Below are 11,270 nucleotides of genomic sequence, written 5' to 3'. Positions count from 1 at the left end.
ACGCCGGCCTGGCCCCCGTCGCCTGAACGGGAACATGTCCCGCCGGGGCGGGCACAGCCGCGGGCGTAGCGGCCACGGCCGGCGGCGGGGCGGGCACGCCCGAAGCCGGCCCGGCCCACGACGCCGGAGGCGGGACAAGTGACGCCGGGGCGGGCACGGTCGGCGTGGACGGCAGCCGTACGGACGCGTGCAGCAGCTCCGCCCGCTGGGTGAGTACCGCTCGTTGGAGTTCCGTCAGGGCCGGGCCCGGGTCGCAGCCCAGTTCCTCGCGGAGCGTGCGCGTCGCGCGGCGCAGGGTGGAGAGGGCGTCGGCCTGGCGGCCGCCGGCCCAGTGGGCGAGGGCGAGCAGCCGCCAGCCCTCCTCCCGCAACGGGCTCTGTCCGACGAGGACTTCGGCCGCGAGGACGGCCTCGGCCGCGCGTCCGGTGCGCAGGTCGGCCGCCACGGCGAGTTCGCCGGCCTCGGTGCGCAGTTCCGTGAGGCGGGCCACCTCCGGGGCGGCCCAGGTCTCGTCCGCGTGCTCCGCGAAGGCGGGCCCCTGCCACCATCCGAGGGCCTCGGTGAGCAGCGCGCGGGCCTCCTCGGCCGGGGCACGGCGGGCCCGGCCCACCGACGCCTCGAAGCGCCAGGCGTCCACGGCGTCCGGGGACAGCCGCAGGGCGTAGCCGGGCGGGGCGGTGACCAGAACGGTCGCCGGGGTGCGGGGCGGCCGCCCGGGCTCGAGCGAGCGGCGCAGGTGGGAGACGTAGGTGTGCAGGGACACGAGGGCCTTGGCGGGCGGTTCCCCGCGCCACAGCGCGTCCGTCATCCGGTCCACGGGCACGACACCGCCCCGGGCCGCCGTCAACAGCGACAGGACGGCTCGCTGCCGGGGCGTGCCCAGGTCGACCGGTTCGCCCCCGACCTCGGCGCCCAGCGAACCCAGGACTCGAATACGCAGCACGGCGCGGGAATCTACCCGAGCCGCGGTTCCGTCCCGTCAACAGACGATAAACGCGGCCCTGTCGCCCCCGGGGCGAGGCGCCAAGCGGATGCCAAGCGGACGCCAAGCGGCGGGCAGACCCTGGGAAGCTGTTGCCGGTATCTGATCGTTGGAGCTTCAGAGCGTGTCCCCCAGCAGTACGACGGACGAACTTCCCCCGGCCGAGCGGCCGTACACCCACGAAATGGTCGTGGTCCACCGTGTCTTCCGCCGCGAGTCGGCGCTTCTCCCCCGGTTGGTGCGCGCGGTGCCCGACGGCGGGACGGCCCGCGCGGCGCAGGTGGCGGAGCATCTGCGCACGTACGTGGACGGTCTGCACCACCACCACGCCCTGGAGGACGAGCTGGTCTGGCCGTTGCTGCACGCCCGCGCCGCGCAGGACGACGAACTGGTCTCCCGGATGGAGGAGCAGCACGAGCGCATTGACGAGAGCCTCCGGGCGGTCGCGCAGTGGACGCCCGCCTGGGTGCGGGCGGCGGACCGCATCGCCGGGGAGGAACTGGCCCTGGCGCTGGACGCGCACCGTACCGTCCTCCTCGAACACCTCGACGACGAGGAGCGGTTGGTCCTTCCGCTGGTCGCCGAACACCTCACCGTCGCGGAGTGGGACCTGGTCGGCACCCGCGGTCTGGAGCGGATACCGAAGAACCAGCTCTTCATCGCCCTCGGCGCCCTCCTGGAGGAGGCCACGCCCGGCGAACGCGCCTTCTTCCTCGGCAAGGCCCCACTGATCGGCCGGCTGCTGTGGAAGGCCGTCGGCAAGCGCCAGTACGCCGCCGCCTGCCGCGCGATCCGCGGCCCGCTGGAAGGGAGGCAGAACGCGTGAGCCCGCTCAACTCCGCCCCGCTCGACGTCCTGGACGCCTACCGGACCTGCGAGTTCGTGACGCTCGGCAAGGACGGCACGCCGCTGGTCTGGCCGACGGCCGTGTGGCGCCGCCCGGACGGGACGCTGCTGCTGTCCACGTCCCTGGCGTTCGCGCAGAAGGCGCTGAACATCCGCCGGGACGGCCGGGTCGCCCTGCTCTTCTCCGACCCCACCGGCAGCGGCCTGGACCGGGCCCCGGAGATCTTCGTCGGGGGGCGCGCCGAGTGCCCGGACGAGATCATGACCGGTCCGCGGGGCGCCGAGGACTACTGGCGGATGCTCTTCGAGCGGCAGCCGCACAGCAGGGCGTACGTCTCGCTCCCGCTGCGCCGCATGATGGCCTGGTACTACCTGCGGCTGCTGATCACCGTCACCCCGGAGCAGGTGATCGTACGAGAGCCTCCCGCACCCCTTGGCGAGCCGCCCCGCCCGAGCACGCTCCCGGGAGCCGTTCAGCTGGCCCGCCATCCGAGCGCGGTGCTGGCCGCCCGGGACGCCTCCGGAGCGCCGGTGCTCGCCCGTACCCGGCCCGTGCCTGCGGACGGCGGCTTCGAGGTCGGCGTCCCCGAAGACTGCGCCGTCGTCCCCGGCCCGGCCTCCCTGCTGGTGCACCGGCACGACGAGAGGCTCAACAACATGCACAACGCCTTGGTCCGCGGCGAGTTGAGACGGTCCGGGCACACCTGGCTGCTGGTCCCCGAGCGGGTCGTGGAGCCCATGGGCTCCGGACGCCCGAGCGACGCGTTCGGGGTGCTGCGCCGGACGAACCGGGCCACGGCCCGCTATCTGGAGCGGCGCGGTCTCTCCCGCCCACCGGTGCGGTGGGCGGAGTTCAGGGACCTGGTGGCCGAGGTCAAGCGCCGCTGACGCTCACCAGCCCGGCGATGTGCGCGGTGACGGTGTCGAGGATGTCCGTCCAGGCGTCCGCGTCGCCGAGGACCAGGTAGTTGAGGGTCAGTCCGTCGGTCATGGCGGCCAGATAGCGGGCCAGGACGGGGACGGGTACGCCGAGCCGGAGGTCCATGCTCCGGCACAGTTCCTCGATGAGCTCGGCGTACGCCTCCTCGTAGAGCTCGTACTGGCGGCGCGCCAGATGCTCGAACCCGGGCTGGCGCAGGGCGTACTGGGTGAGTTCGTAGGTCAGCATGTGCTCGTCGGGGTGGGCGCGGACGTGGTCCCAGTACGCCTGGAAACCGGCCCGGACCGTCTCCTCGAGGGTGGCCCTGGGCCGGATCGCCGCCTTCACGACGCTCACCGAGTGGGCGGTGAGCGTCGTGATGACGGACTCGACGAGGGCCTGCTTGGAGTCGAAGCAGTAGTGGAAGACGCTCAGGGACACGCCGGCCTCGGCGGCGATGGACCGGGTGGTCGTCCTCGGGACGCCGTCCCGGGCCATCGCCCTGATCGCCGCTTCCGTCAGCTGCCGGCGCCGTTCGGCCGACGGCATCCGTGCCATGCGTGTCCCCCGAGTGTCGTGACCGGTCTAGGCGCTGTGGACGCCCACTTCGTAGAGCGAGTATCCCCAGTCGGTGCCGCGGTCCAGGCCGTGGACCCTGACGTAGCGGGCCGGGGTGCCGGTGAACTTGGCCGTGTCCAGGCCGCCGTCGCCGGAGGTGGTGGACCAGGCGGTCGTCCAGGTGCTGCCGTCGGTGGAGAGTTCGATGCGGTACGACTTCCCGTAGGCGCGCTCCCAGTCGAGGGTGACCCGGGAGACCAGGTTGGTGGAGCCCAGGTCGACCTGCCAGTACTGGTCGTCGCTCCAGTCACTGGCCCAGCGGGTGTCGTCGTCGCCGTCCACGGCGCGGCCCGGCTGGTAGCTGGTGAACGGGTTGGACTCGGACGAACTGGCCGTGGCCGTCTGTCCCTTGGCGAGGTTGACCGACGCCTGGTGCTGCTCGGACGCGCCCCAGGTGTCGAGGTAGGACTCGGCGCCCCGGAAGAGGTCGTTGACCACGTCCTGGCCGCCGACGAGCCGGATGTCCTCGATCCAGTCGGGGATCAGGCCGACGTTGGCGCCGCCGTCGGTGTTGAAGTCGAAGGTGCGCGAGCCGACGGTCTGCTTGTCGATGACGGAGCCGCCGTCGACGCTCTTGAAGGGGTACGTGACCTTGTTGGAGGCGTCGGCGCCGCGCGGGGCGGGGTGGTCGCCGATGCCGTTGAAGTCGGTGCCGTAGCCGTAGCCCACGTTGTACTTGTCGCGCAGCGCGTCCGTGCGCTTCGCCTCCGTGGCGAAGGACTCGGAGCCGTGCATGTACTGGGCGACGAAGCCGCCGAGGGAGTAGACCCGCTCGGTCCAGTTCAGGTCCATCCAGCTGTGCGAGGAGAGGACGCCGGGGTAGCTCGCGGCCTCGAAGATGTCGAGGACCTGCCCGGTGGCCTTGACGCTCATGTGGTCGATCTCGAGCATCATCTTGCGCTTCATCATGCCGCGCACGGCGTACTCGCCGAGGGACGTGAGCCCGCGCACGTTGCACTGGGCGTTCTCGTCGTACTCCGGCACCTCGGTGCCCGCCGGCAGTTCGTCCTCCGCGTCGGAGGCGGCGGTGCCGATGGGGTTGTCGTGCTGCGGTCCGGTGCACTTCTCGGTCTGCCAGAAGGTGCCGGTGGACAGGAACTGGCCGACGTTGATGGCCGTGCCGAGGCCGCCCTCGTCGAAGCGGACGCCGCACAGCGCGTTGTCGAACTTGTGGCACAGGAACATGCTGCGCACGCCCAGCGCGTACAGCTCGTCGAGTCCCTTGTCGATGTCGGACTTGCTGCACTGCGCGATGTCGAGGATCTGCTTGCAGCCGAACGGCTCGGAGGTCTCCACGCCCAGGATGACGGCCAGCTTGCCCGCCTTGATGACCTCACGGGCCTGCGCGCTGTCGGTGACGATCCGGAACCAGCCCTTGCCGGTACCGCCGTACATCTTGTCGATGTACGCCTGGAGGTCGTACGTCAGCTTCGCCTGCAGCCGGATCGAGGTCATCTCGTCGCAGCTGCGGTCCTTGAAGAAGTACACCGAGCAGATCACGCCGTTGGTGACCAGGTCGTTGACGAGCACCCGCTGTCCGCCGCGCCAGGCGCGCTCCACCCAGGCGTAGTAGTTGGCCTGGTGGGTCATCGAGTCGTACGCCGGCCAGTCGGCGAAGGTCGGCCAGCCCACCGGGTCGTGCTTCCCGTCACCGCCGTGGGTGATGTAGTCGAAGATCGCGAGGGTGCCGTCGGGGTAGTGCTCGGGACAGTCCTTGAGGGCGTCGGCGACTCCGGCCTCGGAGAAGACCTTGCCGCAGATCAGCCGGCCGCCGAAGGCCTCGTTGGAGAACAGGTGGTTGTGCGCGTCGACGTAACCGCGCACCTCCCCGGCCGAGTTGGTGCCGGTGAAGGGCTCGCCGGTCACGTTGATCTGGGAGTCGGGGGACGGCCGCGAGGTGGGCGTCCACCAGTCGGTGCCGGCCGCCGAACTCTGCGCGGGGCCGAGGATCGTGGCCAGTACGAGAAGAAGCAGCGAGACGACGGTGACGTCTCTGCGTCGGCGGTACGAGCGTCCGGTCATGGTCACGGCCCACGCCCCTCGGTCGGTGGGATGCGCGGTCACCCAGGGCGTTTGGGCCGCCCTTGGGGTTGTCATGACCGACGCAAGATAGTGCGACGAGGATCGCGGCGGGCGCTTTCCGAGTCAAGAGTCCGGGACGCTTGACCTGATAAGTGGGGGTGACCCGAGTAAACCACCCGTGTCCGTGGGGCAGTTGCACGCCGGTGACAGGTGCGCTTACCCGTTCAGGTGATGATCCACGAGTGCCCGCCCGCAGGCCCGGGTACGGCCCCTATCCAGGGCACATGGACAATTCCCGTACTTCTGTAGAGTCCGGCCGAATCTCCCGCCGCCGTTTCACCGCGGCCACGGCCGGAACCGCTGCCGCGCTCACCGCCGTCTCCGCCACGGCCGCCGAGGCCCGCCCCGCGCGGGCCACTCCCGGGTCCACGGCCGACTGGGCGACCTGTCTCGCCGTCGCCCGGGCCCTGCTGGTGGTCGACGAACACGACCGGCCGCTCGTCCCGGCGTACCGCAAGGTCCTGGACGGCGGTCTGCCCCGGGCGAGGACCGGGACCGCGAGGAAGGTGCTGGTGGTCGGCGCCGGGCCCGCCGGACTGGTGGCCGCCTGGCTGCTGAAGCGTGCCGGGCACCACGTCACGCTCGTGGAGGCCAACGGCAACCGGGTCGGCGGCCGTATCAAGACCTTCCGCACCGGTGGGCACGAGAAGGCCGGGCAGGCGTTCGCCGATCCGCTGCAGTACGCGGAGGCGGGCGCCATGCGCATCCCCGGCAGCCACCCGCTGGTGATGGCGCTGATCGAGCAACTCGGCGTCAGCAAGCGCCGCTTCCATCTCGTCGACGTCGACGCGGACGGCAAGCCCGTCAACAACGCGTGGCTGCACGTCAACGGAGTCCGGGTGCGCCGCTCGGCGTACGCGGCGTCGCCGCGCCGGGTCAACCGGTCCTTCGGCGTGCCCCGGCAGTTCTGGGACACGCCGTCCTCGGTCATCCTGCGGCAGGCCCTGGACCCGGTGCGCGACGAGTTCAGCACGCTCGGCGCCGACGGCAAGCGGGTCGACAAGCCGATGCCGGAGCGGGTGCGCGGCTGGGCGCGGGTGGTGCAGAGGTACGGCGACTGGTCGATGTACCGGTTCCTGACCGAGGAGGCCGGCCTCGACGAGCGGACGATCGATCTCGTCGGCACCCTGGAGAACCTGACCTCCCGGCTGCCGCTCTCCTTCATCCACAGTTTCATCAGCGCCTCGCTGATCAGCCCGGACACCACGTTCTGGGAGCTGGTCGGCGGCACGGCGACACTCCCGGACGCGCTGCTGAAGGAGGTCGCCGACGTCCTGCGCCTCGACCGGCGGGCGACGCGCGTCGAGTACTGGGCGCCGGACCGGCACGGCGCCGACGGCACCTCGCACGTACACGCCGACGGGCCGCACGTGTGGGTCGACACCGTCTCCGAGGGGCGCGGCGGCAAGGTCGTGCGCGAGGAGTTCACCGCGGACCTGGCGATCGTCACCGTGCCGTTCTCGGGGCTGCGGCAGGTGCAGGTCAGCCCGCTGATGTCGTACAAGAAGCGGCGCGCGGTCGCGGAGCTGCACTACGACAGCGCGACCAAGGTGCTGCTGGAGTTCAGCCGGCGCTGGTGGGAGTTCACCGAAGCGGACTGGAAGCGCGAACTCGACGCCGTACGGACGGGGTTGTACGACGACTACCGCGCCGGGAAGGCACCGGCGGACGGCAGTCTGCTGGGCGCGCATCCGTCCGTGCCGCCGGGGCACATCACCGCCGGGCAGCGGACGCACCACGCCGCCGCCTTCTGGGCCGGACGGGACCAGCCGGAGGCGGCGCACATCGTCGGCGGGGGCTCGGTCTCCGACAACTCCAACCGGTTCATGATCAACCCGTCCCACCCGGTGGACGGCAGCGCGGGTGGGGTGGTGCTCGCCTCCTACAGCTGGGCCGACGACGCCTCCCGCTGGGACTCCCTCGACGACGACGCCCGCTACCCGCACGCCCTGCGCGGACTCCAGCAGGTCTACGGCCGGCGCGTCGAGGTCTTCTACACGGGCGCCGGCCGCACCCAGAGCTGGCTGCGCGATCCGTACGCGTACGGCGAGGCGTCCGTGCTGCTCCCCGGTCAGCACACCGAGCTGCTGTCGGCGATCCGCACCCCGGAGGGGCCGCTGCACTTCGCGGGCGACCACACCTCGGTCAAGCCGTCGTGGATCGAGGGGGCACTGGAGTCAGGGGTGCGGGCCGCGCTGGAGGTCCATCTCGCGTGACGGGATGTCGTGAACGCATGGGTGTTGTGAACGCGTTGGTGTTTTGAACGCGTTGATGTTTTGAACGCGTTGATGTTTTGAACGCGTTCAAATGAGGAGTAGGCTCCCTTCCACACACGGAGGGGAGCCTGCTGTGAAGTTCGTGCTGGCCGGGGGAACCGGGCAGGTCGGGACGCTGTTGCGTCGGGCGTTGACGGAGACGGGACACAAGGTCGTCGTACTCAGTCGGCGTCCGTCGGGGCCCGGCGAGGTCGGCTGGGACGGCCGGACGCCGGGTGCCTGGACCGGGGAGGTCGACGGCAGTGACGTCGTGGTCAACCTGGCCGGGCGCAGTGTCAGTTGCCGGTACACGCCGGTCAATCTCCGGGCCATGATGGACTCGCGGGTCGACTCGGCCCGGGTCGTGGGCGAGGCGATCGCCGCCGCCGCACGGCCGCCGAAGGTCTGGCTGCAGATGAGCACCGCCACCGTCTACGCCCACCGCTTCGACGCCCCCAACGACGAGGACACCGGCGTGATCGGCGGCGACGAACCGGACGTGCCCGGTTACTGGAGCTACAGCGTCGACATCGCGAAGGCCTGGGAGCGGGAGCTGGAGCGGGCGGACACCCCGCACACCCGCAAGGTGGCCCTGCGGTCCGCCATGGTGATGAGCCCGGACCGGGGCGGGGTGTTCGACGTCCTGTCGTGGCTGGCCCGGCTGCGCCTCGGCGGGCCGGTGGCGGGCGGCGCGCAGTACGTGTCCTGGATCCACGACCGGGACTTCGTGCGGGCGGTGGAGTTCCTCGTCGAGCGCGACGACCTCGCCGGGCCGGTGAACCTGGCCGCCCCCGCTCCCCTGCCGCAGCGTGGCTTCATGCGCGCACTGCGCTCCGCGTGGAGCGTCCCGGTGGGCCTGCCCGCGACGAAGTGGATGGCGGAACTCGGCGCCCTCGCCCTGCGCTCGGACACCGAACTGCTCTTCAAGAGCCGCCGGGTGGTCCCCGGCCGGCTCCTCGCCGCGGGCTTCACCTTCGAGCAGCCGCACTGGCCGGGGGCGGCCGACGATCTCGTACGGCGTCGGCGGGGCCGCTGACCGGCCGTGTCAGTGGAGGGAGTCGCTTCGAGCCGGCTCCTGCAGCTGCCGGGACCGGTCGTTCCAGCGGTCGGTGAGCTCGCCGAGTGCGCTGTTGACGCGGCCGAGTTCCCAGAGCAGGTAGACGCTGGCTCCAGCGAAGGGGACCCACTCACCCCAGTAGGACATGAGAACCGGCATGTACAGCAGGCCGACCAGCACAAGGAACTTGATGAAGACGGCTGCGTACGTCTGCTTGCGTTCGACGGTGACATGCTCTCCGCGGCCGTGGATCCACCGCAGCTGCGATCTCATGACTGTCTCCTGACGACGACGGATCCCCTGCCGACGGTATTCCGGGTCCGAGGGCACCACAAGTGCACGAAGTGGGGAACTGCCCTGCTGAACCGGGCAGTTGGCCCGAGGCGTCTGCGGCTGGTGACCGGATGGGCCAGGGGTCGTGACCTGGGTCATGAAGAGGCCGGTGTCAGGCTTCTGACGGCGGGTTGTGAGGTGGGCGGGCAGCGCATCCGTGTCGGCGAGGGGGTCATCATCCCGGGCGCGACCGGGAACCGGAGCCCCGACCGCTTCACCGACCCCGGCCGTCTCGACGTACGCCGGACGACGGGATCGTGTACGGCGTGTACGAGCTGCCCGTGACCTGGTAGCGGCCGGGTTTTCGGCGAGGCCGCCGCGCCGCGCGGACGTGCACTGGGGGGAGACGTCCGCGCGGCTGCCGTGGAGCGCGTCAGCTCGTCGCGCGCACCGCGTCCCGGATGAGCTCCGCGACCTCCTTCGGCCGCGAGACGGCCACGGCGTGCGAGGCGCCCTGCAGCTCGACGGTCGTCGCGCCGGCACGCTGGGCGCCGAACCGCTCCACCTCGGGGTTGATGGCCTCGTCCGCGGCGGCGATCAGCGCCCAGGACGGCTTGGTCCGCCAGGCGGCCGCGGCGGCCTTCTCCTCGAACGCGGCGGCGGCCAGCGGGCGCTGGGCCGCGGCGAGGACCTTGGTGACGTCCGCGGGGACATCGGCGGCGAAGACCGCGGGGAAGGCGTCCTCCGCGATGGTGACCTCGACGGCCTGCTCGCCTGCGGGAGTCGGGTACGTCCACTGCTTGAGGCTGCCGACCAGCGGCGACAGCGGGAAGCGGCCCTGCAGCTCGCCGAGGCTCTCGCCGTCCTCCAGGACGTAGGCGGCGACGTAGACGAGACCGACGACGTTCTCCGTGACACCGGCGACCGTGATGAGGGCACCGCCGTAGGAGTGGCCGACGAGGATCACGGGGCCGTCGATCTGCGCGGCCACGGAGGCGACGTAGGCCGCGTCGGAGGCGAGGCCGCGCAGGGGGTTGGGCGGGGCGATGACGGGGATGCCGTGCCCCTGCAGTTCCGCGATCACACCGGACCAGCTGGTGGCGTCCGCGAAGGCGCCGTGGACGAGAAGGACGGTGGGGGTGGTGCTCATGGTTGTGCTGTCTCCTGAAGGTCAGATGTGCAGGGCGTCGCGCAGGGTGCCGACGGCGAGGGTGATGGCGGCCTCGGCGGCGTGCGTCGGACGGAGGGCGTTGAGCATCACGAAGTCGTGGATGATGCCCTGGAAGCGGACGGCGGTGACGGGGACACCGGCCTCGCGCAGCTTGTTGGCGTACGCCTCGCCCTCGTCGCGCAGCACATCGGCCTCACCCGTGATGACCAGGGCCGGAGGCAGGTCCTTCAGCTGCTCGACGGTGGCCCGCAGCGGAGACGCCGTGATCTGCGCACGCAACGCCTCGTCCGTCGTGTACTGGTCCCAGAACCACTGCATCGCGTCCCGGCGCAGGAAGTACCCCTCCGCGAACTGGTGGTAGGAAGGGGTGTCGAACGCCGCGTCCGTGACCGGGTAGAACAGCACCTGCTGCACCAGCGGGACGCCGCCGCGCTCCTTGGCCATCAGCGTCAGGGCCGCGGTCATGTTCCCGCCGACCGAGTCACCGGCCACCGCCAGCCGCGACCCGTCCAGGCCCTTCGACGCGCCCTGCTCCACGACCCACCGGGCGACCGCGTAGTTCTGCTCGATCGCGACCGGGTAACGGGCCTCCGGCGAGAGGTCGTACTCGGGGAAGACCACGGCCGCATCGGCGCCGACGGCGAGCTCACGCACCAGCCGGTCGTGGGTGTGCGCGTTGCCGAACACCCAGCCCGCGCCATGGATGTAGAGGATCACCGGCAGGGCGCCCTCGGCCCCGACCGGCTTCACGATCCGGACGCGGACACTGCCCGTCGGACCACCCTCGACGGTGATCCACTCCTCCTCCACCGCCGGCTTGACGATGTCACCGGACTGCACCTCGTCGACGGCCTTGCGGCCCTCGACCGGACCGAGGTCGAACAGGTACGGCGGGTTGGCAGTGGCCTCGGCGAACGCCGCGGCCTCCGGCTCGAGCACCGGCACGACCGGCTCGACGACGTCGGACATGGGGATCTCCTGGTGTTGATCGGGATTGCGTTGTTCTGCTCCCGCACGCTAGATCCGCCGGACGCCGGGAAATTGCCCGCGTGTGCACCGGCGGTGTC

The 11,270-nt window shown here is 71.3% G+C and carries 10 protein-coding genes; 4 read left to right on the top strand and 6 right to left on the bottom strand.

The window, feature by feature from the left end:
• Nucleotides 1–943: BTAD domain-containing putative transcriptional regulator (locus ACIRF9_RS25460; RefSeq protein ID WP_403826529.1), on the bottom strand; the 943-nt coding region annotated here is incomplete at its 3' end.
• A gap of 163 nt (nucleotides 944–1,106) precedes the next feature.
• Here ACIRF9_RS25460 and ACIRF9_RS25455 point away from each other — a divergent pair.
• Together ACIRF9_RS25455 and ACIRF9_RS25450 are read left to right on the top strand one after the other, a co-directional pair.
• The gene (locus tag ACIRF9_RS25455; protein ID WP_403826527.1) at nucleotides 1,107–1,808 is read left to right on the top strand and encodes a hemerythrin domain-containing protein; all 702 of its coding nucleotides are present in this window, start codon (nucleotides 1,107–1,109) and stop codon (nucleotides 1,806–1,808) included.
• Nucleotides 1,805–2,716: a pyridoxamine 5'-phosphate oxidase family protein gene (locus ACIRF9_RS25450; protein ID WP_403826524.1), complete on the top strand. Its 912-nt coding sequence runs from the start codon at nucleotides 1,805–1,807 to the stop codon at nucleotides 2,714–2,716. The genes ACIRF9_RS25455 and ACIRF9_RS25450 overlap by 4 nt, the downstream gene beginning before the upstream one ends.
• On the opposite strand, the gene ACIRF9_RS25445 is transcribed toward ACIRF9_RS25450, so the two are convergent.
• Nucleotides 2,703–3,305 (bottom strand): TetR/AcrR family transcriptional regulator, encoded by a 603-nt coding sequence (locus ACIRF9_RS25445; RefSeq protein WP_403826521.1) that lies wholly within the window; start codon nucleotides 3,303–3,305, stop codon nucleotides 2,703–2,705. The genes ACIRF9_RS25450 and ACIRF9_RS25445 overlap by 14 nt on opposite strands.
• A 27-nt stretch (nucleotides 3,306–3,332) precedes the next feature.
• A complete protein-coding gene (locus tag ACIRF9_RS25440) occupies nucleotides 3,333–5,387 on the bottom strand; it encodes a discoidin domain-containing protein (RefSeq protein ID WP_403827142.1) in 2,055 nt (684 codons plus the stop codon).
• 284 nt (nucleotides 5,388–5,671) lie between these two features.
• On the opposite strand from ACIRF9_RS25440, the gene ACIRF9_RS25435 reads away from it, so the two are divergent.
• Together ACIRF9_RS25435 and ACIRF9_RS25430 are read left to right on the top strand one after the other, a co-directional pair.
• Nucleotides 5,672–7,663 carry a flavin monoamine oxidase family protein gene (locus tag ACIRF9_RS25435; protein ID WP_403826518.1) on the top strand — a complete coding sequence of 664 codons (1,992 nt, stop codon included), beginning with the start codon at nucleotides 5,672–5,674 and terminating at the stop codon, nucleotides 7,661–7,663.
• 133 nt (nucleotides 7,664–7,796) lie between these two features.
• On the top strand, nucleotides 7,797–8,738 hold the full coding sequence (locus ACIRF9_RS25430) for an epimerase (RefSeq protein ID WP_403826516.1): 942 nt from the start codon (nucleotides 7,797–7,799) through the stop codon (nucleotides 8,736–8,738).
• Nucleotides 8,739–8,747: 9 nt separating this feature from the next.
• On the opposite strand, the gene ACIRF9_RS25425 is transcribed toward ACIRF9_RS25430, so the two are convergent.
• From ACIRF9_RS25425 to ACIRF9_RS25415, 3 genes are all read right to left on the bottom strand, one after another.
• Nucleotides 8,748–9,032, bottom strand: a complete 285-nt coding sequence (locus ACIRF9_RS25425; protein ID WP_403826513.1) for a hypothetical protein — start codon at nucleotides 9,030–9,032, stop codon at nucleotides 8,748–8,750.
• A gap of 433 nt (nucleotides 9,033–9,465) precedes the next feature.
• Nucleotides 9,466–10,182, bottom strand: a complete 717-nt coding sequence (locus ACIRF9_RS25420; protein WP_403826510.1) for an alpha/beta fold hydrolase — start codon at nucleotides 10,180–10,182, stop codon at nucleotides 9,466–9,468.
• Between the two features lie 21 nt (nucleotides 10,183–10,203).
• On the bottom strand, nucleotides 10,204–11,172 hold the full coding sequence (locus ACIRF9_RS25415; RefSeq protein ID WP_403826507.1) for an alpha/beta hydrolase: 969 nt from the start codon (nucleotides 11,170–11,172) through the stop codon (nucleotides 10,204–10,206).
• Nucleotides 11,173–11,270: the final 98 nt, after the last annotated feature.

Origin of the sequence: Streptomyces sp. NPDC096132 (assembly GCF_044763345.1) — a bacterium.
Taxonomy (GTDB): domain Bacteria; phylum Actinomycetota; class Actinomycetes; order Streptomycetales; family Streptomycetaceae; genus Streptomyces.
This window is presented reverse-complemented; position numbering and strand designations above follow the sequence as displayed.

Bases quoted from the DNA above. Each gene is read 5' to 3' on its own strand.
- ACIRF9_RS25445 (WP_403826521.1), bottom strand. From the start codon at position 3,305: ATGGCACGGATGCCGTCGGCCGAACGGCGCCGGCAGCTGACGGAAGCG.
- ACIRF9_RS25440 (WP_403827142.1), bottom strand. From the start codon at position 5,387: ATGACCGGACGCTCGTACCGCCGACGCAGAGACGTCACCGTCGTCTCG.
- ACIRF9_RS25435 (WP_403826518.1), top strand. From the start codon at position 5,672: ATGGACAATTCCCGTACTTCTGTAGAGTCCGGCCGAATCTCCCGCCGC.
- ACIRF9_RS25425 (WP_403826513.1), bottom strand. From the start codon at position 9,032: ATGAGATCGCAGCTGCGGTGGATCCACGGCCGCGGAGAGCATGTCACC.
- ACIRF9_RS25420 (WP_403826510.1), bottom strand. From the start codon at position 10,182: ATGAGCACCACCCCCACCGTCCTTCTCGTCCACGGCGCCTTCGCGGAC.
- ACIRF9_RS25415 (WP_403826507.1), bottom strand. From the start codon at position 11,172: ATGTCCGACGTCGTCGAGCCGGTCGTGCCGGTGCTCGAGCCGGAGGCC.